Here is a 23,387-nt window from a genome sequence, read left to right on the forward strand (position 1 = left end):
GCATGCGCGGTTCGCGGATGGGATGGGGTGTGCGCGGCCGCCGCGTACGCGACGAAGGAGCAAGCGGCGGTCGCGCACACGCGAGCCATAAGAGGGCCGCGAACACGCCGCGCGAAGGCGCGGCCAAACAACACAGCATTAGACTCCACTGGTGCGGCTGTATCGGGACGAGGCGGTAGTGGTTCGCCAGCACAAGCTGGGCGAGGCGGATCGCATCGTCACGCTGCTCACCCGACAGCACGGACTGGTTCGCGCGGTCGCCAAGGGGGTGCGGCGGACCAAATCGAGGTTCGGGGCCCGGTTGGAGCCGTTCTCCTATATCGACGTGCAACTGCACCCCGGACGCACGCTGGACACCGTTACCCAGGTGCACACGATGGAGGCGTTCGCCGCCGACATCATCGATGACTACGGGCGCTACACCACCGCGTGCGCCATCCTGGAGACCGCTGAACGCTTGGCGGGCGAGGAGCGTGCGCCCGCGCCCCGGCTGCACGCGCTCACCGCGAGCGCCCTGCGTGCCATCGCGGCCAAACAGCGCCCGCACGAACTGATCCTGGACGCATTCTTGTTGCGCGCCATGGGTTTCGCGGGCTGGGCGCCCGCATTGGACGAATGCGCCAAGTGCGCGACACCGGGCCCGCATCGGGCCTTCCATGTCGCGGCCGGAGGCGCGGTGTGCGTGCATTGCCGTCCACCGGGTGCGGCGACGCCTGCCCCCGGGGTGCTCGATCTGCTGGTGGCGTTGCTGCGCGGGGAGTGGGAGCAGGTCGAGGCGACGCCTGAGGCGGTGCGCAGGCAGGCCAGCGGGCTGGTCGCGGCGCACTTGCAGTGGCACCTGGAACGTCAGCTGCGCACCCTGCCGTTGATCGAGCGATCCAAGGACACAGCCGCGCGAACCCCGCATGTAGTCGCGCGAGGTTGAGTGGAGGCTAGGCAGTCGCGGGGGAGGCGCTGCCGGGCGGGGCTCGTCCTCGGGCCGAGCTGAAACGAGGCAGCCGCAGGGGAGGGCGCTGTCGGGCGGGGCCCGTCTTCAGCCCGCGCCGGGCCGAGCGAAGGCGAGGTAGCCGCAGGGGAGGGTGCTGTCGGGCGGAGTCCGTTGTTCAGCCCGCGCCGGGCCGAGCGAAGGCGAGGCAGCCGCAGGGGAGGGTGCTGTCGCGCGGGGCCCGTCTTCAGCCCGCGCCGGGCCGAGCGAAGGCGAGGCAGCCGCCTACTCCACGAATTGGAGCTCTACCTGCGGCAACTCGTTCATGACGCGGGCGCACACGGCACGATGCCAGGTTGCCGGGTAGCGGGTGTCCGGCTCGTGCTTGGAGTAGTCGTCGTTGGTCCGGTAGGTGTGCAGGCGAGGAGAGATCTCCCCGGCGTCGATGGCATCGACCATGGCCTCGACCACCTGTTCGGTCTCGTCCGCGATGGCGGCGAGCTCGCGGGCCACGATGTCGGGGATCTGGAAGGCCCCCTTCTCCCACCGCTCGACGGTGCGTTCCGCGACCGCGAAGAACCGCGCGCACCACGGGACCGGGAGGCCGAGCAACTCACGAGTGGCGCGGAAACCTGCCGCGGTTCCGGTCCCTGGTAAATCGGTCACGTTCGAGAAACCCCTCCCCAGTATCACGATATGGAAAAGAATAAGTCACCGGTGCCGGTCGGAACCGTGGAATTCGTGAGGAAGCAACGGGGCAGTGGGGGCGGCGCGGGCGATCAGGCAGGATAGAGGCCGTGATCCTCCGCCGAGACTCCGCCACCGCGACCGACCCCGAGCCCGCGGGCGCCGTGCGTCCGCCCGCGCCGCATCCGTCGGGAGCTCGGCCGCCGCAGCTGCCGCCGGAACTGGTGCCCAACCATGTCGCGCTCGTCATGGACGGCAACGGGCGCTGGGCCCAGGAGCGCGGATTGCCGCGCACCGCCGGGCACGAGCGTGGCGAGGCGGTGCTGATGGACACCGTGGAGGGCTGCATCGAGATCGGCGTCAAATGGTTGTCGGCGTACGCGTTCTCCACCGAGAACTGGCGGCGCAGCCCCGAGGAGGTGCGCTTCCTCATGGGCTTCAACCGTGACGTGATCCGCAGGCGCCGCGACGAGATGAACGAGATGGGCGTCCGGGTGCGCTGGGCGGGGCGGCGACCGCGCCTGTGGCGCAGCGTGATCAAGGAACTGGAGGTCGCCCAGGAACTCACCAAGGACAACACGGTGATGACGTTGACCATGTGCGTCAACTACGGCGGCCGCGCCGAGATCGCCGACGCGGCAAGGGAGATCGCGCGCCGGGTGGCGGCGGGCGAGATCGACCCGGAGAAGGTCACCGAGGCGACGGTGGCGAAATACCTGGACGAACCCGACATGCCGGACGTGGACCTGTTCTTGCGCCCTTCGGGCGAGTTCCGCAGCTCGAATTTCCTCATCTGGCAGTCCGCCTACGCCGAATTCGTCTACCAGGACACGCTTTTCCCCGATTTCGATCGCCGCAACCTGTGGGAGGCGTGCCTTCAGTACGCCGCGCGGGACCGCCGTTTCGGCGGCACGAAGTGAGCGGGGGCGCGGACATGGACGCGGCGGTGACCCCGGACCGGGAACTGCAGGCACGGGCCGGGGCCTGCCTGTCGAGTTACGGCATCGACGTGCGCGTCGATGCCGAAGGGTCGCTCGGCTTCGAGTACGAGGGCGCCTTGTCGTCGCTGCGCGCGGTGAATCTGGCGCCGGGCTTGGACGTGCTGAGCCTCACCTGCGTGCTGGCCTGGGATCGTCAGCTGAAACCGCAGCTGCACAAGCGGGTCGCCGAACGCAACAACGCGCTGCAGTTCGGTTCACTCACCGTGATCGGCCACGGCAAGCTCGCGGACGTCATCTTGCGCTACACCTTCCCCGCCGCGGGGCTGGACGACAAGGCGCTCACCACCATGCTGCTGCTCGTGCTGTCCAACGCGAGCCGGGCCAGGCAGGGTCTGCTGCCCTGAGGGCATGACATCTGTCATGTCGAAGTCGTGACAGCCGTGCGAGGTTCCGGGGCGGGTTTCCCGCGACCGTAGAGGCATGACTTCAGCAACGACCACCGCGGTCCAGAGTCCGACGCGGCCCGCGCCCGCCGTCGCGCTGCGCGACCTGCGCAAGAGTTTCCGCACCCCGGCCGGCGTGGTGCACGCTGTCGACGGGCTCGACCTGGTGATCGAGCCGGGGGAGATCGTCGCCTTCCTCGGTCCGAACGGCGCGGGCAAATCCACCACTATCGACCTGCTGCTCGGCCTGGCGCGTCCGGATTCGGGCACCGTCGCGGTCTTCGGAACGGCGCCGGAGCGAGCCGTCTCCGCAGGCCGCGTCGCCGCGGTGCTGCAATCCGGTGGCCTGCTGCCTGACCTCACCGTCGCGGAGACGGTGCGGCTGGTGGCCACGCTGCACGCGAGTCCGCGCCCTGTCGAGGAGGTGCTCGCCCGCGCGGGCATCGCGGGGATCGCCGATCGCATGGTGGGCAAGTGCTCCGGCGGCCAGCGCCAGCGACTCAGGTTCGCGCTGGCGCTGTTGCCGGACCCGGAGCTGATCGTGCTCGACGAACCCACCACCGGTATGGACGTCGAAGGGCGCCGGGAGTTCTGGAACGCGATGCGGGAGGATTCGCGGCGCGGCCGCACCGTCCTGTTCGCCACGCACTATCTGGACGAGGCCGACGCCTACGCCGACCGCATCGTGCTGGTGCGCGCGGGTCGGGTCATCGCCGACGGCAGCGCGGCCGAGATCAAGAACCTGGCCGCGGGCCGTACCGTCGCCGCGACCCTGCCCGGCGCGGACCCCGCCCGGCTGCTCGTGATCCCCGGCGTCGATGACGTCGAGTTGCGTGGTGACCGAATCCTGGTGCGTGCCAAGGACTCCGACACCGTCGCTCGATTCCTGCTGAACCACACCGCCGCGGTCGATCTGGAGATCACCGCGCACAACCTGGAAACCGCCTTCCTCGCGCTGACCACGGCAGGAGATCACTGACATGACCACACTCGTCTCCCGGCCCGTCGCCACCACGCTAGGCGGCTTCAACCTCGGCTTCCTGCGCCTGGAACTGCGCCGCATGCTGCGCAACCGGCGGACCCTGATCTTCACGCTGATCATGCCGCCGTTGTTCTTCGTCATCTTCGGACTGCAATCCGATTACCGGACCCAGTCCTACGGCTCGGGCAACGTGACCGGCTACGTCATGGTGTCGATCGCGGTGTACGGCGCGATGCTGGCCACCACCAGCGGCGGCGCGATGGTCGCCGTCGAGCGTGCGCAGGGATGGAGCCGCCAGCTGCGGCTCACACCGCTGCGGCCGGTGGCGTACATCGCGGTCAAGGTCGTGGTCGCGATGGCGCTCGGGCTCGTCTCGGTGGCCGCGGTGTTCGCGGTCGGCGCGACGCTCGGCGCCCACCTCGCACCCGCGGCGTGGGTGGAGTGCTTTCTGCTCGCCTGGGTCGGCTCGCTCGTGTTCGCGGCCTTCGGCCTGTTCGTGGGCTATCTGCTGCCGTCGGAGAACGTGATGCAACTGCTCGGTCCGGTGCTGGCGGCGCTGTCGTTCGCGGGCGGACTGTTCATGCCGCTGCACGGCTGGTTCGCGACCGTGTCGAAGGTGATGCCGACCAACGGCGTAGCCACGCTGGCCCGGCTGCCGTTCGGCGACACCGGCGGCGGGTCGGTCCTCGGGGCGGTGGTCGACGTCGCGGTCTGGTCGGCGGTCTTCGTGTTCGGTGGAGCCGCGTTGTTCCGGCGTGACACCGCGCGCTGAACGCCGGCCGCGCAACCGGTCGGCTACCTGGACGGCCGGTTCCGCCGTGCGCGGCCGGTGCGGTGGGACGGCGTTCCGTGGCGTCGGAGGGCAGCGCGTGCGGTCTGGATGTGCTCACGTATGCGCGATCCCGGGGGAACCGGTGCCGGTAGCGTCGCCTCCCATGATCGACCACGACCGGCGAGCCGTGTACCGCCGCCTCCGTCCCGCCCGGCCGCAGCGAGGTGGCGCATGGACGTGAAGACGGCGGGCGGCGCGCGGCCGAGAAGGTCCGCCGGTCTGGTGGACGGCATGCTCGACTGGCAGTCGTTCGGTCCCGATGGACGGCGCAGGGGCTGGTTCGGCGCTGTCATGTCGCTGGTCTGGCTGGCCTATCTGATCGGACCGATCAGGCGGCGCTGGGCCGAGGGCGAGCCCGCGCAGGCGGTGGCGGCCATCGCGTGCGTGCTCGCGTTCGCGGCGCTGATCATCGTCGCGTTCGTCGCGTTCCGCAGGTACGCCAAGGACGGCGCGCCCGACGACTTACCGGTCGACCGCAGGGCCTGGCTGCTGCTGGCCGCGACGGTGGCGTTGTCCGTGACGATGGGGGCGCTGCTCGGCGGGGACGGTCTGCCCACGGCGCTCTATGTCGCGGTGGTCGCCGTGTTCGTGCTTCCGCTGCGCACTTCCGCCGTCGTCGTGGTCGTCATCATGACGATCATGCTGGTGGCCCCGTTCGCGGTGCCGTCGTGGCATCTGGGCGGGACGCCGTTCTACCTCGCGTTCATTCCCGTGGTCGTGTGGGTGGCCAGACAGCTCGGGTTCCGCGGCGACCGGCTCGCCGAGCTGGCTCGCAGGCAGCGCGCGGAACTGGAGATCATCGAGGAACGCAATCGCGTCGCCCGTGACGTGCACGACATCCTCGGCCATTCGCTCACCGTCATCACCGTGAAAACCGAACTCGCCCAACGACTGCTCGACGTCGACGCGAACCGTGCGCGGACCGAACTGGCCGATATCGAACGGCTCGCGCGCGAAGCGCTGGCCGGGGTGCGGGAGACCGTCGGAGGCCTGCGGGAGGTGTCGTTGCGCGGCGAGCTGGCCAACGCGCGGACCGCCCTGGCCGCCGCGAGCATCGACGCGGAACTGCCGGAACCGGCGAGCCTGCCGGACGCACCGTCGGGCGAACTGCTGGGTTGGGTGCTGCGCGAAGCGGTCACCAACGTGATCCGGCACAGCGCCGCTCGCCGCTGCGCCGTGACCGTCACCGCGACGTCCATCGAGGTGGTCGACGACGGTCGCGGCCTCCCCGCCGACAGCGCGTCCGGCTCGGGGCTGGCCGGGCTGCGGGAGCGCGTGCGCGCCGCGGGTGGAACACTGACGCTGTCGACGCCGGAGGGCGGGGGCGTGCGCATTCGCGCCACGATCCCGGAATAGGAAGCGGGTGCCATGATCCGGCTGTTGCTGGCGGACGACCAGGCTTTGGTGCGCGGCGCGTTGGCCGCGCTGCTCGGGCTGGAGCACGACCTGGAGGTGGTCGGCGAGGTCGGGCGTGGCGACGAGGTGCTCGACGCGGTCGAGCGGACCGGTCCCGACGTGGTGCTGCTGGACGTCGAGATGCCCGGGATGGACGGCATCACGGTGGCCGAGAAACTGCACGCCGCCCACCCGGACGTGCGGATTCTGATGGTCACCACCTTCGGCAGGCCCGGTTATCTGCGCCGCGCGATCGACGCGGGCGCGAGCGGTTTCGTCGTCAAGGACACTCCGGCCAGGGAATTGGCCGACGCCGTGCGGCGCGTACAGATGGGGTTGCGGGTGATCGACCCGGGCCTGGCCGCGGAAACGTTGACGGCGGGCACCTCCCCGCTGACCGCGCGAGAACGCGAGGTGCTCGTCGCGGCGGCCGACGGTGCGCCCGCGAGCGCCATCGCGAAGCGGTTGCACCTGTCGGAAGGCACGGTGCGCAACCACCTTTCGTCGGCGATCGGCAAGACCGGCACGAGCACGCGCGCGGAAGCGGTGCGCGCGGCCGAACGTCTCGGCTGGCTGTGACGGGCGGGTCAGCCGACTGCCGGACGCGCGGGCTCGCCGTAGGGGAGCAGGGTGCGCACACCGAGCGCCAGCGTTTGCGGGTCGAGATCGCCGAGGATGAGGTGCTGGAGGATGAATCCCGGCAGCAGTCCGATGATCGCCTTGGCCACGGCGTCGACATCGGCGTCTGCGGGTAGCCAGCCTTTGTCGCGCATCCGTTCGGCGTAGGTCACCCACAGCGCGCGCATCGCGAGCATCGTCTCGCGGACCATCACCGCCGCCCCGGGATGCACCAGGGCCAGGGCCCAGGCTTGCGGCGCCAGTCGCACCGGCCCGTCGGGCCCGCTGCGCCGCACCACCTCCTCGGCGATCATGGTGATCAGTTCGGCGGGCGTGGGCAGTGGATCGCGGCGGATCGCCTCGTCCATGGCGATGCGCAAGGCCACCGTCGTCTCCGTGGCGAGCGCGGTGATCAGTTCGTCCTTGCTCTTGAAGTAGCGGTAGACCGCACCGGCCGAGAGCCCTGATTCCGTGAACACGTCCTGCATGGAGGTCTCGTAGAACCCCTTGCGGGCGAAGCAGCGCCGCGCGGCGTCCATGATCTGCTGCCTGCGGCGCTCCAGGTGTTCTTCGCTGACTCGGGGCATGAGCCCAAAATAAAACGAATATCCGTTCTTGACAACCGGACGACCCCGTGCGACGGTAGGCGCAACTAAAAAGAACGAGCATTCGATTTTTAGGGAGAAGGCATGAACACCACGCAGCGGGCGTTCGCTCTGGGCCTCGGCGCCACCCTGCTCCAAGCGCTGATGCTGATCGCGTTCGCCTGGCCCGCCGCGCACATCGCGCCCCGTGACCTGCCGCTGGCCGTCACCGGTCCGCAGGCGGCGATGGTCACCGGCAAGCTCGCCGAGCACAGTCCGGGCGCCTTCGAGATCAGCACGCCCGCGGACGAGGCCGCCGCCCGCGCCGCCATTCGGAACCGGGAGGTCTACGGGGCGATCGTCACCGGCGACGGGCCGCCGCGCATGCTGGTCGCCTCCGGCGCGAGTCCCGCTGTCGCACAGCAACTCACCCAGATCGGGCAGCAGCTCTCCGGCGCGCCCGCCGTAGCTGTCGAGGACGTGGTGGCGGCCGACTCCGACGATCCACGGGGCGCGGCCTTCGGCGCGATGGTGTTGCCGCTGGTGATGTCCGGCATCGCGGCGGGTGTGCTCCTGGCACTGCTGGTCCCGTCGATCGGCGGCAAAGTGCTCGGACTGGCCACCTTCGGCGTCGCGGGCGGACTGCTCGGCATGGCGATCATCCAGGGCTGGCTGTCGGTGGTGCCCGGGCCGTATCCGGTGCTCGCGGCGGTCGGCGGGCTGGTGTCGTTCGCGGTCGCGGGCGCGGTGGTCGGGCTCGCCGCCGTACTCGGGCGAGCAGGCATCGGGATTGCCGCGCTCACCATGCTGCTGGTCGGCAACCCGTTCTCCGCGGCCACGTCGGCGCCGGAGCTGTTGCCGCAACCATGGGGCGCCGTCGGCCAGTGGCTGCCCCCCGGCGCAGCCGCGTCGCTGCTGCGCTCGGTCGCGTTCTTCGACGGCACCGGCGCGAGCGGACCGCTACTGGTACTGCTGATCTGGAGCGCGGTCGCGCTCGCGCTGCTCGGTGGGGCGGCGGTGCGCGGTCGTCCGGCCGAGGCGCAGGCCGCGGACCGAGACGCGATCCCGGTCGGCTGAATCCGTCACCGCGGCGGGTCGCCCTCGCGGGAGGGCGGCCCGCCGTCAGCGCGGTGACGATCGGCCGCAGCTGTTCTCGTCCTCGTGTGGCGCCACGAGTCCGGGTGGTCGGCTCAGCCCACCGTGAACGACAGGGTGGGTGCGGTGGCGGCGCCCTCTTGCTTCTGGGCGTTGTACGTCACCGTGTAAGGGCCGGTGCCAGGGGAGGGCACCACGAAGACCACGTAGTTCTTCGGGTTGTCGATGGTCTCGTTCGCGTTGAGCAACTCGTTGATCGGGCCGCGGATGTCGGCGGCCACGGTCTGGCCGTCAGGGGTCCGGACGGTGAAGTAGTCGTAGAAGATGTTCGTGCCGCCCGCGGCGATGCCGGGGCCGCCGACGAGCTTGATGCGCAGTGCGAGATCGGATTTGCCGTTCTCGTCCTTGGTGTAGCTCGGGCTGATCCGTCCGCCGGTGACCTGAATGGTCGTCTGGTCCTGCACGAGGGTGCCGGTGACGGCCAGCGCCTTCGGTTGGACGCTGTCCACCTTGCCCGCCGCGGCGAGCGGAATCTTGGTCTGGTTGTCGGCGGCCGACCCGTACACGACGGTCATCGTGTCGATGAGGTGCTCGGCGTCCTTGGCCGACTTGAAGGACGTGGTCGCGGTGCCGGTGGCGGAGCCGTTGCCGGGCACCGTCGGGCTGTCGAAGATCGCGCCGCCGTCCACCTCTTTGCCGACCAGCAGCGACGGCGTGATGCTCAGCGTGTGGTTGTCGAGAGTGGTGTTCTTGTAGGTGATGTCGACGCGCACCTTCGCTCCGCCGTATTCGTCCGGCACCACGGTCGCCTTGTCCACGGTGATGTCGAATCCGTCGTACCAGCCGGTCTTGCCGACTGTGCGGACGGTCGACTGCCCGTTCGCCCCGCCCGGCTCCGCGGCCACTCCGGTCGCGGTGGTCGACGAGACCGTCACCGGAGTGCCGTCCTCGTCCTGGCACGCCGAAAGCAATAACGCCGAGGCCACGACGAGCGCGGCCCCGGCGACGGTCACGGCCCGGCGGCGCACCGGGCGTACGGATGAGTCGGTGATCGTTGACACGCTGCCTCCCCAGCAGATGGCGGATCCTTCGTATCGAGCCCGGATCGGCCCGGGTTTCCGAGGATCTCGCCGGTGAATCTCCGCTGGTCGCAGCCGCGTTAACCCGACACGCCGGGAATCGGTGCGATCACCGGTCGCGTCGGCGCGCCGTCCCGCATGCCGTGCAGGTGCCGAACACCTCGAGGGTGTGGCTGATCTCGGTGAAGCCGTGCTCGCCCGCGATCGCCTCGGCCCACGCCTCCACCGTCGGGCCCTCCACCTCCACGGTGCGACCGCAATGCCTGCAGACCAGGTGGTGATGATGGCCGGTGGAGCACTGGCGATAGACCGACTCGCCGGAGTCGGTGCGCAGCACATCGACCATGCCCGCGTCGGCCAGCGACTGCAGCGTCCGGTAGACCGTGGTCAGCCCGATGCCCTCGCCGCGTCTGCGCAGCTCGTCGTGTAGGTCCTGGGCGGAGCGGAACTCGTCGATGTCACCGAGCAGCGCGGCGATGGCGCTGCGCTGCCTGGTGCTGCGGATGCCGACCGGTTTCTGCGGAACGGCCGTGTTGTCTGGCACGAATCACCCTTCCTCGGCGTGCGCGACGGCGTCGACGACGATGTGCGCCAGATGGTCGTCGACGAGTTCGTAGAGCACCTCGCGACCCGAACGCTCACCGTGCACGACACCGGCGGCCTTGAGGATACGCAGATGCTGACTGACCAGTGGTTGCGTGACACCGAGCGCGTCGACCAGTTCGTGCACACACCGCGGTGATTCGCGCAACTGCAGCACGATAGCAATCCGAACCGGCGCGGCCAGCGCCCGCAACAGCTCACCCGCGTCCTCCAGCACGGTTCGCGGGGGTACCGGCGCCGGTCCCGGCGACCGATACGGGTTGTGCGGCGGTGCCGCGGCGGTCTCGGCGGTCATGTCACCAACTCCTTAATGGAAAGCATTACCAGTTTGCGTATGCACAGGTGCGCATGTCAAACGGGCGCGCCGAACCGTGCGGTTGAAACCGCCGCGGACGCTGCCGATAGGCTGGGCGCAATCGCGGCTATGACACAAAACTATTGTGTTCATGCAAGGCAAATTCCGACTCGCAGTGGATGGAGAATTCTCGCGTGGCACCCAAGTCGAAGGTGGACACCGTTGCCAACCTCGCCAAGCGCCGGGGTCTGGTGTACCCGTGCGGTGAGATCTACGGAGGCACCAAGTCGGCGTGGGATTACGGGCCGCTGGGCGTCGAGCTCAAGGAGAACATCAAGAAGCAGTGGTGGCGCGCCATGGTCACCGCCCGCGAGGACGTCGTCGGTCTCGACTCCTCGGTGATCCTGCCCCGTCAGGTCTGGGTCGCCTCCGGTCACGTGGGCGTGTTCAACGACCCGCTGGTCGAGTGCCTCAACTGCCACCACCGCTTCCGGCAGGACCACCTGCAGGAGGCGTACGCGCTGAAGAACAAGATCGACGACCCCGACACGGTCTCGATGGAGCTCATCGCCTGCCCGAACTGCGGCACCGTCGGCCGCTGGACCGAGCCGCGCGACTTCAACATGATGCTCAAGACCTACCTCGGCCCGATCGAGTCCGAGGAGGGCCTGCACTACCTGCGCCCGGAGACCGCGCAGGGCATCTTCGTGAACTTCGCCAACGTGATGACGACCGCGCGCAAGAAGCCGCCGTTCGGCATCGCGCAGATCGGCAAGAGCTTCCGCAACGAGATCACCCCTGGCAATTTCATCTTCCGCACCCGCGAGTTCGAGCAGATGGAGATGGAGTACTTCGTCAAGCCGGGCGAGGACGAGGAGTGGTACAAGTACTGGATCGAGACGCGGTTCTCGTGGTACACCGACCTCGGCATCGACGCGGAGAACCTGCGGCTGTTCGTGCACCCGAAGGACAAGCTCTCGCACTACTCGGCGGGCACCACCGACATCGAGTACCGCTTCGGCTTCCAGGGCAACGAGTGGGGTGAGCTGGAGGGCATCGCCAACCGCACCGACTTCGACCTGAAGACGCACTCCGAGCACTCCGGCACCGAGCTGAGCTTCTTCGACCAGACCACCAACGAGCGCTACATCCCGTACGTCATCGAGCCGGCGGCGGGCCTCACCCGCTCGCTGATGGCCTTCCTGGTCGACGCCTACGCCGAGGACGAGGCGCCCAACGCCAAGGGCGGCGTGGACACCCGCACGGTGCTGCGCCTGGACCGCCGCCTCGCGCCGGTGAAGGCGGCGGTGCTGCCGCTGTCGCGCAACGCCGATCTCACGCCGAAGGCGAAAGACCTGGCCGCGCAGCTGCGCAAGCACTGGAACGTCGAGTTCGACGACGCGGGCGCCATCGGCCGCCGCTACCGCCGCCAGGACGAGATCGGCACGCCGTTCTGCATCACGGTCGACTTCGAGACGCTCGACGACCAGGCGGTGACCATCCGCGAACGCGACACGATGACCCAGGAGCGCATCGCGCTGGACAAGGTCGAGGGCTACCTGGCCCAGCACCTGATCGGCGCCTGAGCTACGACGCCGCGCCCCGTGGCCGATGGGCCACGGGGCGCTGTCGTTTCAGCTGTTCTTGCGGGTGACGATGCCGATCGTGGTCGGGATGAGCAGCGCGAGACCCCACGGCACCGCGACCCAGAACGGCCAGAAGTAGCCCGCGCCGGTGGCCAGGTAGATCGCCACGCACAGCGCGTTCACGAACACCCACGGCGTCCACATGATCGTGATCCACTGCGGGATGCCTTTGGCGCGCACGGGCCGTGCTTCCCGTTGTGCGGGAAGGTCGGACAGCAGCGGCGTCAGCTCGCCGTAGGTCTTGGCGGCGTATACCTGTTGCAGCCGATCATCGAATTCGGCGAGCGACAGCCTGCCCTCGTTCATAGCGAGGCGCAGCCGGTCGATGATCTTCTCGCGATCGGCGTCGGACGCCCGCATGTGCTCCTGACTCACCGTGTCAGCCTAGGTCCACTCGGCCGGTGGGGCGGAGTGGTCGTCAGTGGCAATGGGATTCCACCTTGCCGTAACTGTCGTGGTGCAGCGCTTCGCCGACGTGCTTCTGCCTGCCCAACGGCGTGAGATCGAGGTACTGGTGGGTGCCGATGAGGATGTCGCCGCCGCGGCCGTAGGACGAGTAGGTGTGGAACACCGCGCCGTCGTCGTCACGCCAGAACACGCTGGTGCCGGGCTGTTCGCCCGCTCCGTGATAGCTGTGGCCGCGTGCCTCCAACTCCGCCTTCGTACGGTAGTTGTATTCCACCGGCGCGCGGGATTCGTCCTGGGTGACATGGAAGTCGTAGTTGAAGTCGCTGTCGAACGACGAATACATCGGGAAGGTCCAGCCCATGCGCTCGCGGTACCGGTCGAGCGTCTCCCACGGACCGCGTGACACGGCCGCGAAGGTGGTGTCCTGCGCGTTCAGGTGGGCCAGGTGGCCGACGTTGTCGAGCAGCATCGCGCAGCTCGGACAGCCCGCGTCCAGATCCCAGCGCCACATCATGTGGTAGACGATGAGCTGGCGGCGCCCGTCGAACAGTTCGGGCAGGGTCGTGCGGCCCGTGGGACCTTCGAAGACGTATTCCTTGTCGATCGCGACCATCGGCAGGGCACGGCGTTTCGCCGCCAGCTCGTCCAAGCGATGGGTGATCGCCTTCTCCTCGGCCAGCAAGCTGATACGCGCGGCCAGCCATTCCTCGCGCGATGCCACAGTGGGGCGGTTCATAAGGGTCTCCTCGATGCCGGGACAGTGCTCTGTACAGGTAGACGGAGCCGCCCGGCAGGAGTCATCGGTGGACCGAGGAATTCGTCCGGGGATCAGGGTCGGAGCGGAACGTCCCAGAACGCCAGCTCGTGCCGGAGCCCTTCGCGGAACAGGTCTTCCGCCCGACCCGGATCGGCCCCGGACTCGTCGATCATCTGCGCGCAGCGGCGGGTGAGGGCGGCGAATCCGGGATCGGCGTAGGTGTCCACCCAGCGGCGGTAGCGCGGTTCGGCGGGCGGGTGCTGGGCGAGCCGGGCGCCGAGCGTGGAGTATCCCCACATGCACGGGTAGAGCGCGGCGAGACCCTCGCCGTAGGACGCGGCGGAGTCCAGCAGAAACGCCGTGTACGCGGTGCACGGAGCGCCTTTGACCGCGCCGTCGAGGTCCGCGCCGAACTCGGCGGCCAGCGAGCGGTGCAGCGACAGCTCCTCGTGGTAGGTGGCGTGCGCGAGGTCGACCAGATCACCGAGATGGGCGGCCGGAGCCTGCCACGCGAGGCGGGCGAACACGCGGACGTAGTCGAGCAGGAACAGGTAGTCCTGCTCCAGCCAGGACCGGAAGACCGGTTCGGGCAGAGTGCCCTCGGCGATACCGAGCACGGTGGGATGGGCGAGTTGTTCCTCCACCGTGGGAAGGCCGATTTGCTCCAGATGCGCCGCGAGACTCATACCGGCAGTCTTCCGCATCCGCCCGGTCGGTTTGCGCCCGTGCCGGTAGTGCCGCACCCTTGCCGTGTGTTGTGGGATGAGGAAGCTCCGATTCGCGTGCTGGCGCCGTCGGAGCAGCGGTTCGTTCGGCATGGCACCTACACGGGCCGGTCGGTGTCGGTACGGGGAGCGCTCGATGTGACGGCGCTGCGGGAGGCATTCGCGACCTTGCGGCGCGCGTATCCGGTGATCGGCTGCAGAATCGTGGAAGACGCTGCGGGACTGGGATATCTGTTCGGCGCTGACGAGAGGGCATGGATCCCGGTTTCCGTGCGTGCGGGCGACCTGGCGGCGATCGGAGTTCCCGCGATGGATCCGGCGGTCCAGCTGGCCTATCTGGACGTCGTGGGCTCGGGCGCGAACGAGTGGCGTGTCACGCTGTTCGCTCACCACAGCGTCGCCGACGCGGGCTACTGTGTGGAACTGCTGTCCCGACTATGGGATTTCTATACCGGCGTTCTCGAAGGTCGGCCGATAAACGTTGCGCCACAAGCGCTCCCGCAGTCTTTGGAGTGGTATGCGGCGGAACGGGGCATCACCGCGGCCGCGAAGTCCGGATTCGAGGAGGTGACCAAGCCGCTTGCGCTGGAGGCGAGGAACGTGCCGTCCGATAACGCGAAACCCGCGCCGAGTACACTCGCCCGTCCTGTACGCGTGCGGCTCAACCGGGCGGCTACCGCGCAGATCGCCGATCTCGCACGCAAGACCGGTGTGACGGTGAACGGTTTGCTCACCGCCGCACTGCTGCGCGCGTACGCTCGTGAGACAGGCGGCGGCACAACAGCTCTGGGCTGCCTGTATCCGGTCGACCTGCGCAACAGGCTGGAGCCGCCGGTCGCCGCCTCGGCGGGTACCAACATGGCCGGGCTGGCTTCCTTCGCGGGCGAGGTGGATCCAGCCGCCAGCCCGGTCGAACTGGCACAGCGCATTTCGAGTCGGCTGACGCGCGACCTGTCCGAAGGCATCGTGCAGCAGTCCGTGCTGCACTTCCCGGATTACTACGGTGCCAACAGGATTCATTCGCTGGCCGGACATATCGCGGTGACCAATACCGGCGTCGTCCCGGTGTTCCGCACACCGGCCACGCTCGAGCTCACCGACTACGAGATCGTCTACGTCTCGGCGCATCCCCGCCCGTCCGCGGGCGCGTCGGCCGCGGTCACCTATCTGGTCTACACGTTCGCGCAGGAGCTGATCGTGGGCGTGCTCGGTGGTGGCGCGCATGCCGACGGCCTGCCCGAGGCGGTGCGGGCGGAGTTGACCGCCCTGTCCGCGGCCGGCGCTCGCTGACCGGTGCGAGGACCGGTTCCCTGCTGAGCCATCGACCGGTCCCGGTCTACGGCCGCACCCGGTGGCAGGATCGAGCCGTTCAGAATCTGCCGCCACGGCCGATGCGCCGGGAACCGGAGGAACCACCGTACGAGCCGGGGCTCCAGCCGCCCCCGGAGTGCCGAGCGCCGCTCGCCGCCCCGCGCAGCAGTCCTTCGAGCAGGATGCCGCCGAGCACCGCCCCGGTCTGGGCGCTGCCGGAGGGCGCCCGGTCCGCCTCCCATGCCCGCACGCTGGCCTGCGCCGCTTGGAGCGCGCGCCCGGCCAGATCCGCCGCCGCCTGCGCGCGCCGCAGTGCGTCGGCGGGATCGTTCGCGCTCGATTGCTGCGCCTCGTCGAGGTTGCGCTGTGCTTCCGACAGGCGGGTGCGCGCTTCGGCGTCGATGCCGCCGCGCCGGGTGCTGATGTAATCGGCGGCGGCACCGATCCGGGCGCGAGCGTCCGTGAGCGCTCGATCGAGCCTGCGCCGCAGGTCTTCGGCGGCGAGTTTGCGGTCGGTGGCCCCCGCGACGGCGCGGTCCAGATCCGCGTCGGCGGTGACCGCGTCGTGGAAGGCGCTCAGCGGATCGATGTCGCCCGTGGCCGTCGCCTGCTCCAGAGCGGACTGCGCCGCGGTGCGGGCGTCGGCCAGTTCCGGCCCGCCGTAGTCGGCGAGCTCGGCGGCGGAGGCGAGGTCGCGGCGCAACTCGTCCAGCACACCCGGCAGGCCGTCGCGGGCCTGCTGGATGGCGCTCGACGCGTTGTCGACCGCGTCGAGCAGGGAACGCGCCTGACCGATCGCGGCCTCGGCGGAACGAATGGCGGCGACCGCGCCGCCTTGCTCGCCGACCGGCTCGGTGAGCGCGGCACGTCCCCCGTCGACGTTCTGCTCCGCGAACGTCAGGCGCTCGCGTGCCATCCGCACGTTGTCCTCGATCGGCGCGAGCACACTGGCCGGATGGGTGGCGGCGAGCCGGCTCAGCTCGGTTTCCGAGCCGGGAATCCGGGCGGTCACGTCGACGACATCTCTGGTGAGGGCGTCCAGCCGAGCCGAGGCGTTGAGCAGCAGATCGCGCATCGCGTCGAATTCCGCCACCTGCGCGTCGAGTTCCCGGTCGGCGCGCCCCACTGTGCCGATCAGCTCGACCAGCAGCGAGCGCTGTTCGTCGGCTGTCTCCGGGATCGCGTCGTCCAGGCGCTGCCGGATCGCGAACGCCGCGGCGGCAGCGGTTTTCGCGTTGTCGAGGGCGGTGCGGAAAGGCGTGGTGGCGGTGGCGCCGAACTCGCCGATGGCGAGCTCGAGTTCCTCGCCGCTGGTGCGAATCGCGTTATCGATCTCCACCAGCGTCTCCCGAGAGCGGGTCTGCAGCGCTTCCAACGGCAGTTCGGACAGCGCCGTCGCGTTCTCCGGATCCAATTGCCGTGCCGCCGCCACTTCGGCCTCGAACCGTTCACGACGCCGTCTGCGCGCGTACCAGACGAGGCCGCCCGCCACCAGAATCACCAGCAGGCCGATGACGAGCAGGGCGCCGACGTTCACCCCGCCGCCGCGCATGGCCGCGTCCAGTCCGGCGGCGGTCGCGACCCCCGCGTCGGCCCAGCGCCCGTCGCGCAGGGCCGGCTCGACGTGGCCGATCAGGATGTCGTCGAGTTCGGAATCGCTGATCTCGCCGGGCACTTCGCCCTCCAGCCAATACGCGCGATCCTCGGTGGCGACCGCGAGCAGCAGGTCCCGTTGGCCGAACCCGGATATCGAGGCGGTGCGCCTGGCCCAGTCCCGCGGCTGCATCCCGTCGAAGCCGCGCACGTACACCACCCACAGCCGCAGCTGCTCGTCGGCGTAGAGCTGGTCCACCGCACCGCGCACCCGATCGCGCTGACCTTGGTCGAGCACACCGGCCGGATCCTCCACATAGGTGTTCATCCGTAGCGGCGGTTCCGCCGCGATCGTCGGAGCGCCCAGCAAGGCGATCGCGGCCAGTAGGACGCTGATCGCGAGCAAGCGGACGAAGCGGATCCGCGACGGCAGTGACATGGCACGAATCTAGCTCGCTAGCATCATTTCGTGATCACCATCGATCGCCCGTACAGCGGCCACGTGTCACCGGATTCGAATCCGCAGCAGCGCGACGTCCCCGGCGCCCGCATCGTCAAGATGTCCGTCGGCGGCATGGACAACAACTGTTACCTGGTGCAGTGCACCGGCACCGGCGCGGCCCTGCTCATCGACGCCGCCAACGAGGCGCCCCGCATCGCGGCCCTCGTCGAGCAGGAGGCGCCCGGGCAGGTCCAGCTGATCGTCACCACCCATCAGCACCGCGACCACTGGCTGGCGCTGCGGGAGACCACCGCGGCCACCGGCGCTCCCACCGCGGCGCACCCGCTCGACGCCGACCCGCTGCCGGTCCGCCCCGATCGGCTGCTCGCCGAGGGCGACACCGTCACCATCGGCGATCTGGTCTTCGAGGTCATCCACCTGCGCGGCCACACGCCGGGGTCGATCACCCTCGCACTCACCGACGGGGCGGGACGCACTCACCTGTTCACCGGGGACTCGCTGTTTCCCGGCGGCGTCGGGCGCACCACCTCCCCGGAGGACTTCGGCTCGCTGTTCACCGACGTCTCGGCCAAGCTCTTCGACCGCTACCCCGACGACACCGTCGTCTACCCCGGCCACGGCGACGACACCACCCTCGGCGCCGAGCGTCCCAGCCTTCCGGCTTGGCGAGACCGCGGCTGGTAACCGCCCCTGACGGTAACCGGTCCGGGGCCTGCGCGGCTTTTGGCAGACTTGGGGAGTGGATTTGCCAACGATGCGCACCCGAGCCGTCCCGGCGCCCGAACCTGCCCGCCCACAGGGCTTCGGCGCCGGGTTGCTGCGCTGGACCCGGCGGCTCGTCGTCGGCTCCGTCGTGATGGGCGCGGTGCTGGTCGGCGGGACCGCCTTCCGCGTGTGGCAGGTCGCGCGCATCGACGACTACACGAAGGCCGACGCGATCGTCGTGCTCGGCGCGGCGCAGTACTCCGGAACGCCGTCCTCGGTGTTCGAGGCGCGACTCGATCAGGCGTACAAGCTGTTCCGGGCGGGTGTCGCTCCGCGCGTCATCACCGTGGGCGGCAAGCAGGAGGGCGATCTGTTCACCGAAGCCGCCTCGGGCAAGAACTATTTGCAGGCGCGCGGCGTGCCCGCCGACAAGATCCTCGCCGTGGAAACCGGATCGGACACCCTGCGCAGCATCGAAGCGGTGGTCACGGCGATGCGGGCGCGGGACATGTCGTCGGCGGTGCTGGTCAGCGATCCCTGGCATTCGCTGCGCACCCGCACCATGGCCCGCGACGAGGGGCTGGCGGCGTGGACCGCCCCCACCAGAACCGGTCCCGCCGTCTACACGCGGGAATCCCAGGCACACGGTATCGCCAGAGAGACCGGCGCCCTGCTGTGGTACCAGCTCACCCACTTCTCGGCGGATTTCACCTACACGGCGGGACAGTGAGGCTCGATGAGCGCCCGGTACACCGATCACGACACCGAACGCCTCGTCGTCGAGGGCGCCAAGACCGCGGGGCTCGGACCGCCGCGCAGTGAGTTCGAGACCGGCCACCGGACCGAATTCGCCCGCGACCGGGCCCGCGTGCTGCACTCCGCGGCGCTGCGCAGACTGGCCGACAAAACGCAGGTCATGGGACCGCGAGAGGCGGACACCCCGCGCACTCGGCTTACCCATTCGCTGGAGGTCGCCCAGATCGGCCGCAGCATCGCCGACGGACTCGGCTGTGATCCGGACCTGGTGGACCTGGCCGGTCTGGCCCATGACATCGGCCATCCGCCCTACGGCCACAACGGCGAGAAAGCCCTCGACACTTTCGCCGACGCCTTCGGCGGGTTCGAAGGCAACGCGCAGAACCTGCGCATCCTCACTCGCCTCGAACCGAAGGTGCTCGAGGCCGACGGCGCCAGCGCGGGCCTCAACCTCACTCGCGCCGCCCTCGACGCCGCCCTCAAATACCCCTGGGGGCGAACCGGTCCCGGCACCAAATTCGGCGCCTACGAGGTCGACACCGAGCGCCTGGAGTGGATCCGCAAGGGTGCGCCGGATCGGCGCCGCAGCCTCGAATGCCAGATCATGGACTGGTCCGACGACGTCGCCTACTCGGTGCACGACGTCGAGGACGGTGTCCTCGCGGGCCGGATCGATCTGCGCGCGCTGGCCGACCCCGCCGAACAGGACGCGCTGGCCGCGCTCGGCCAGTTCCAGCACTCGCTGGCCGCCGACGAGCTGATCGCCGCCGCGCAACGGCTCTCGGAACTGCCCGTGGTCGCGGCCGCGTCCGGATACGACGGCACGTTCACCGCTTCGGTCGCGCTGAAGCGCCTCACCAGCGAGCTCGTCGGCCGCTTCGCCACCGCCGCGATCATGGCGACCCAAGAGGTGTCCGGTCCGCAACCGCTGTCCCGGTACAACGCGGATCTGGAAGTGCCGCGCATCGTCGCCGCCGAGGTGGCGCTGTTGAAGACCGTCGCGCTGCGCTATGTGATGTCCGACCCGGCACACCGGCTGCGGCAGGCCGCCCAACGCGAACGCATCCTCGCCGTGGCCGAACGCTTGCTGGCCACCGCTCCCGGCAGACTCGATCCGCTGCTGCTGCCGTTCTGGAACGCCGCCACCGATGACACCGCCCGCGTGCGCGTCGTGGTGGACCAGATCGCTTCCTACACCGAAAGCCGCCTGGAGCGAGTCGCGAGCGAGTTGAAGATTTAGGCGTACCTCCGCCTTCGCTCCGGCCATGCGCGGGTTAATGGCGGACGTTGTCCGGCTGTGTTTTTTCTGCGTACCTCCGTTTTCGCTCCGGCCGTGCGCGGGGTCAAGGGCGATTGTCCAGGTGCGCCTTTTGGACCCGTATCGGTGGCGTCACGCCGACAGATCGTCGGAGGACTCGGCTCGGGCCATTTTCACCAGCGCGCCGTGCAATTCCTTGGCCGAGGCGCTCGCTCGTTCGCCCCGCAGAATCACCTCGGTGAAGCCGTCGATCAAGGCCCGGCCCGGATCCAGCAGGCCGAGACCACCGCCGCCGCCGCGCAGCGACTCGTTGATCAGAGTTCGCAAAGCTTCTTGCCGAGCCCGGAACCCACCGGCGACGTCCAGAGCCCCCGCGAATTCGCGCACCACCGCCGTGTACACCGGCCGCTCGGCAGGCCCGCGGCGACGGAAGATCCGGCGTGTTTCCACCGGAGCCGACCGCGGCGGATACAAGGCGGCGCGGTCCAAGAGCATCCAGATCGCGGCATCGGCCGACTGTTCCGCGGTCGGCTCGCGCTCCGGTCTCGGGCGCGATTCCGCGTCGTCGGTGAGCTCGACGCCCCGCAGCGGCATCGGGTATTTCGTGAGCAGCTCATCGATAGTGGACGCGATCTCACGGACCACCTGGACACCGACATTCGCGGTATCGAACCCGACGACTTCCAATCCATGCCGCGCCGACATCTCCCGCGCGATTCGGAGTGCTTCGGCCGGATCGTGGGTATCGGCCTGCTCGGCGACTGCGGGACGGTGTGCGGTGGCGCTGCGTTCGATGGGTGCGCGACCGGATTTCCGGGCGGATGCGGGGTCGGGTCGTCGGACGGGTACGCCTGCGCCGGCGGTCTGCGGCGATGAGGCCGAATCGCTCCGGCGAACCGAGATGTGGTTCTCCGGGCTGGCGGTGCGGGCGACGGCCTGGCGAGGGCGCGCGACGTCTGATCGTGGCGATCGTGTCGAGTTATGAGCAGTGTCGACAAGATCGGACCCGTCAACGGTGTCCGTCTGCCGAGTATGTCCGGGTCGGGGCGCGGCACCGCTGTCCTCGATCGGCGGGGGCTGGTCAGGTGCGTCGGTCTGCCGGTCGAGCGGGGCAGCCTCGGCGCGGTCGGGCGGAGGGACGAGCGCGGAATCGCCCCGGCTCGTGGGGTCTGCGGTGTGACCGGTGTTGCGACTGGGTCCGAAGTTGTCTGTGCTGCCCGGCTGCTGGGTGGGGCTGCCTGCCTTGTGGGTCCGTGGGTGAGATCCGGTGTGGTGGACCGAGATGGGGTCGGTCGTAGCAGCGCTCGGCGGAGGGGATTGCGGGCCGCCGGGCGAGGCGTCGAGCCAGGAAAAGCGCAGGGCATCGATCCACGGAAGGCCGGGCGAGCCAGGAGAGTTATCGGTTTGCCGCCGCGATATGGGTTCGTCGGTGGCATCCGCCTGCCGGATGGGCGCGGAGCCTGCCCGCTGCTCGGCCGCGGAATCGGCCGTGGCGTCGATCGGGGGTAGTGCGGTAGCTGCCGGGGCGGGTGCCGCCTGGTCGGTGCAGTCTGTCGATCGGTGAGGTACCGATTCGTCGGCGCCGATCGTGGGTTGGGGGAGGTTCGCGTTGCGGATCAACCGGCCGGGCGTTGAACTTGCCTGCTGCTCGGCTGCAAGGTGGTCCGTAGCGTCGTTCTGAGGATTCGGTTCGGGGTGGAGCGTGGTAGCTGCCTGCGGGGCCGGTGCCACCTGGTCGGCGGTGTCCGTCGGTGGGTGGGGCTCCGGGGCGTGGGTGCTGATTGCCGGTTGTCGGCCGGAAAGGCGCGCGCTGTCGATCGGCTGGTCGGGCGTTGAGGTTGTCTGCCGTTTGGCGGCGGGGTGCTCTGTGGCGTCGTTCTGGGGGTTCGGTTCGGGGTGGGGCGTGGTAGCTGCGGGTGCGGGTGCCGTCTCCTCGGCGGTGTCCGTCGGTGGGTGGGGCTCCGGGGCGTGGGTGCTGGTTGCCGGTTGTCGGCCGGAAAGGCGCGCGCTGTCGATCGGCTGGTCGGGCGCTGAGGTTGTCTGCCGTTTGGCGGCGGGGTGCTCTGTGGCGTCGTTCTGGGGGTTCGGTTCGGGGTGGGGCGTGGTAGCTGCGGGTGCGGGTGCCGTCTCCTCGGCGGTGTCCGTCGGTGGGTAGGGCTCCAGGGCGTCGGTGCTGATTGGCGGTTGTTGGCCGGAGAGGTTTGTGTAGTCGATCGACGGTGTAGGTGCGGCGTCGGGAACCTGGAGGGATGCGGAGTCGGTGGGGCGATCGCTCTGAGGGGAGGACGCGGCGTCGGTCTTCGGAGTGGGCGTGGGTTGGCCGGTTCTTCGGCGACGTGCGAGCTCGCCTGCGCTGCCGGACTGATGGGTGGGCTCGATCCGTGCCGGAAGGGGTGGGGTATCGAACTGGAACGGAAGCGGCGAGTCGTCCGCGATACCGGACGTCGGGGTGGTTGCGGTGTCGAGGGTCGTGTCGTCTCGCGGGGTGACCGCCGGAAGATGCGGGTTGTCGGCTTCTTCAATGGGTGCGACACCGCCGGTGGCGTGGATCGGGGCCAGGTGCCCGGGGTCATCGGTGCGTTCAGGGAGCGCAGGTTCTGTCGTCTTCGGGACGGGCTTTGGACGGGATGCGGGGCCCGTCTCCGGAGCGGACGGGGTGTCGTCAGCCGTACCGATACGTCGCGGTGGTGCGATGGCTTCCGGCGAATCCGTTCGGCGGATCGGTTTTGGATGTTGCGTGCCGTTCGTCGCGCGGACGGGTTCGTGGTTGTCCTCGGCATCAATCCGGCACGCTGAGGTTCGGTGCTCCTCAGCGGTGGTGCTCGTGGAGTCGGTCGGTGCGGAGGCGCCGGTGGAATCGGTTGGCCGGGCCGGTGCAGACCCGCCCCTGGGGCCCGGTGCGAGGGTCGGCTGTTCGTTATCCGGTCGCGGTATCGAGTCTTCGGCGATCTCGATGTCCAGACGCGGCGGAAGACCGCCGGCTCTGTCGGCCCGCGGAGCGGCTACCTCGTGGCGCGGGTCCCCGATCTGCGGGATGTCCTCGGTGCGGTGCGCTCTTTCGACCGGTGGGCTGGGTGCGGCGACGGTCGGCTGATTCGGTGGGCGGCCGTCAGGGGACCGGCGGCCGGATGCGGTATCGATCCGAGGACGGGGTGTGGCGTGCTCGCCCCGGTCCGTCCGCCGGATCGACGCCGGAGCAACGGTGACTGCGGGTGCAGGGCCCTCGGCGACAACCGAGCGCCGGACGGATGCCGGCTCGTCGAGGGCGTCGGTCCGGTGACTTGCC

23 protein-coding genes are annotated in these 23,387 nt (G+C 69.5%); 13 read left to right on the plus strand and 10 right to left on the minus strand.

Annotation, left to right across the window (positions count from 1 at the left end; all coding sequences use genetic code 11):
• The first annotated feature begins 151 nt into the window (after positions 1-151).
• Positions 152-925 carry a DNA repair protein RecO gene (recO, locus tag ACWESM_RS18960; RefSeq protein WP_452492883.1) on the plus strand — a complete coding sequence of 258 codons (774 nt, stop codon included), beginning with the start codon at positions 152-154 and terminating at the stop codon, positions 923-925.
• A 285-nt stretch (positions 926-1,210) separates the two neighbouring features.
• Here the strand turns inward: recO and ACWESM_RS18965 are convergent, their stop codons facing one another.
• Positions 1,211-1,591: an Aca2/YdiL-like domain-containing protein gene (locus ACWESM_RS18965; protein ID WP_355072476.1), complete on the minus strand. Its 381-nt coding sequence runs from the start codon at positions 1,589-1,591 to the stop codon at positions 1,211-1,213.
• Positions 1,592-1,722: 131 nt separating this feature from the next.
• On the opposite strand from ACWESM_RS18965, the gene ACWESM_RS18970 reads away from it, so the two are divergent.
• The 6 genes from ACWESM_RS18970 (at position 1,723) to ACWESM_RS18995 (ending at position 6,784) form a co-directional block, all read left to right on the plus strand.
• Complete coding sequence (locus ACWESM_RS18970) at positions 1,723-2,532, plus strand: isoprenyl transferase (protein ID WP_356964902.1); 810 nt, start codon at positions 1,723-1,725, stop codon at positions 2,530-2,532.
• A gap of 14 nt (positions 2,533-2,546) precedes the next feature.
• Positions 2,547-2,957, plus strand: coding sequence for a YbjN domain-containing protein (locus tag ACWESM_RS18975; RefSeq protein WP_355072967.1), 411 nt, complete (start codon positions 2,547-2,549; stop codon positions 2,955-2,957).
• Positions 2,958-3,033: 76 nt separating this feature from the next.
• On the plus strand, positions 3,034-3,975 hold the full coding sequence (locus ACWESM_RS18980; RefSeq protein WP_452492884.1) for an ABC transporter ATP-binding protein: 942 nt from the start codon (positions 3,034-3,036) through the stop codon (positions 3,973-3,975).
• 1 nt (position 3,976) lies between these two features.
• The gene (locus ACWESM_RS18985; protein WP_355072482.1) at positions 3,977-4,750 is read left to right on the plus strand and encodes an ABC transporter permease; all 774 of its coding nucleotides are present in this window, start codon (positions 3,977-3,979) and stop codon (positions 4,748-4,750) included.
• Between the two features lie 231 nt (positions 4,751-4,981).
• Positions 4,982-6,166, plus strand: coding sequence for a sensor histidine kinase (locus ACWESM_RS18990; protein WP_452492886.1), 1,185 nt, complete (start codon positions 4,982-4,984; stop codon positions 6,164-6,166).
• A 12-nt stretch (positions 6,167-6,178) separates the two neighbouring features.
• Positions 6,179-6,784: a response regulator transcription factor gene (locus tag ACWESM_RS18995; RefSeq protein WP_355072486.1), complete on the plus strand. Its 606-nt coding sequence runs from the start codon at positions 6,179-6,181 to the stop codon at positions 6,782-6,784.
• Positions 6,785-6,792: 8 nt separating this feature from the next.
• On the opposite strand, the gene ACWESM_RS19000 is transcribed toward ACWESM_RS18995, so the two are convergent.
• Positions 6,793-7,410 carry a TetR/AcrR family transcriptional regulator gene (locus ACWESM_RS19000; RefSeq protein ID WP_355072488.1) on the minus strand — a complete coding sequence of 206 codons (618 nt, stop codon included), beginning with the start codon at positions 7,408-7,410 and terminating at the stop codon, positions 6,793-6,795.
• Positions 7,411-7,512: 102 nt separating this feature from the next.
• On the opposite strand from ACWESM_RS19000, the gene ACWESM_RS19005 reads away from it, so the two are divergent.
• Positions 7,513-8,484 (plus strand): hypothetical protein, encoded by a 972-nt coding sequence (locus ACWESM_RS19005; protein WP_452492888.1) that lies wholly within the window; start codon positions 7,513-7,515, stop codon positions 8,482-8,484.
• A gap of 113 nt (positions 8,485-8,597) precedes the next feature.
• Here ACWESM_RS19005 and ACWESM_RS19010 read toward each other — a convergent pair whose 3' ends face one another.
• The 3 genes from ACWESM_RS19010 to ACWESM_RS19020 form a co-directional block, all read right to left on the minus strand.
• A complete protein-coding gene (locus ACWESM_RS19010) occupies positions 8,598-9,563 on the minus strand; it encodes a hypothetical protein (RefSeq protein ID WP_452492890.1) in 966 nt (321 codons plus the stop codon).
• Between the two features lie 127 nt (positions 9,564-9,690).
• The gene (locus ACWESM_RS19015) at positions 9,691-10,125 is read right to left on the minus strand and encodes a Fur family transcriptional regulator (RefSeq protein WP_355072492.1); all 435 of its coding nucleotides are present in this window, start codon (positions 10,123-10,125) and stop codon (positions 9,691-9,693) included.
• 3 nt (positions 10,126-10,128) lie between these two features.
• Entirely contained in the window at positions 10,129-10,479 is a 351-nt protein-coding gene (locus ACWESM_RS19020; RefSeq protein ID WP_039796803.1) for an ArsR/SmtB family transcription factor, read from the minus strand.
• Between the two features lie 194 nt (positions 10,480-10,673).
• Here ACWESM_RS19020 and ACWESM_RS19025 point away from each other — a divergent pair, with 194 nt between their 5' ends.
• Positions 10,674-12,065, plus strand: coding sequence for a glycine--tRNA ligase (locus ACWESM_RS19025; protein WP_355072494.1), 1,392 nt, complete (start codon positions 10,674-10,676; stop codon positions 12,063-12,065).
• Positions 12,066-12,113: 48 nt separating this feature from the next.
• On the opposite strand, the gene ACWESM_RS19030 is transcribed toward ACWESM_RS19025, so the two are convergent.
• From ACWESM_RS19030 to ACWESM_RS19040, 3 genes are all read right to left on the minus strand, one after another.
• Entirely contained in the window at positions 12,114-12,500 is a 387-nt protein-coding gene (locus tag ACWESM_RS19030; RefSeq protein ID WP_355072496.1) for a DUF1707 domain-containing protein, read from the minus strand.
• Positions 12,501-12,543: 43 nt separating this feature from the next.
• Positions 12,544-13,269, minus strand: a complete 726-nt coding sequence (locus tag ACWESM_RS19035) for a DUF899 domain-containing protein (protein WP_364427409.1) — start codon at positions 13,267-13,269, stop codon at positions 12,544-12,546.
• A 92-nt stretch (positions 13,270-13,361) separates the two neighbouring features.
• Positions 13,362-13,976 carry a TenA family protein gene (locus tag ACWESM_RS19040; protein WP_364427412.1) on the minus strand — a complete coding sequence of 205 codons (615 nt, stop codon included), beginning with the start codon at positions 13,974-13,976 and terminating at the stop codon, positions 13,362-13,364.
• 66 nt (positions 13,977-14,042) lie between these two features.
• Between ACWESM_RS19040 and ACWESM_RS19045 the strand changes: the two genes are divergently transcribed.
• On the plus strand, positions 14,043-15,305 hold the full coding sequence (locus ACWESM_RS19045) for a phthiocerol/phthiodiolone dimycocerosyl transferase family protein (protein WP_452492893.1): 1,263 nt from the start codon (positions 14,043-14,045) through the stop codon (positions 15,303-15,305).
• A 79-nt stretch (positions 15,306-15,384) separates the two neighbouring features.
• Here ACWESM_RS19045 and ACWESM_RS19050 read toward each other — a convergent pair whose 3' ends face one another.
• Positions 15,385-17,358 (minus strand): TPM domain-containing protein, encoded by a 1,974-nt coding sequence (locus tag ACWESM_RS19050; protein ID WP_452492895.1) that lies wholly within the window; start codon positions 17,356-17,358, stop codon positions 15,385-15,387.
• 30 nt (positions 17,359-17,388) lie between these two features.
• Here ACWESM_RS19050 and ACWESM_RS19055 point away from each other — a divergent pair, with 30 nt between their 5' ends.
• From ACWESM_RS19055 to ACWESM_RS19065, 3 genes are all read left to right on the plus strand, one after another.
• On the plus strand, positions 17,389-18,066 hold the full coding sequence (locus ACWESM_RS19055) for an MBL fold metallo-hydrolase (protein WP_364427421.1): 678 nt from the start codon (positions 17,389-17,391) through the stop codon (positions 18,064-18,066).
• Positions 18,067-18,136: 70 nt separating this feature from the next.
• Positions 18,137-18,817 (plus strand): YdcF family protein, encoded by a 681-nt coding sequence (locus ACWESM_RS19060; protein WP_355072969.1) that lies wholly within the window; start codon positions 18,137-18,139, stop codon positions 18,815-18,817.
• Positions 18,818-18,823: 6 nt separating this feature from the next.
• Positions 18,824-20,083, plus strand: coding sequence for a deoxyguanosinetriphosphate triphosphohydrolase (locus ACWESM_RS19065; RefSeq protein WP_355072507.1), 1,260 nt, complete (start codon positions 18,824-18,826; stop codon positions 20,081-20,083).
• 150 nt (positions 20,084-20,233) lie between these two features.
• On the opposite strand, the gene ACWESM_RS19070 is transcribed toward ACWESM_RS19065, so the two are convergent.
• Positions 20,234-20,806, minus strand: a complete 573-nt coding sequence (locus ACWESM_RS19070; protein WP_355072509.1) for a hypothetical protein — start codon at positions 20,804-20,806, stop codon at positions 20,234-20,236.
• Positions 20,807-23,387: the final 2,581 nt, after the last annotated feature.

It is taken from the genome of Nocardia sp. NPDC003999 (assembly GCF_053604885.1).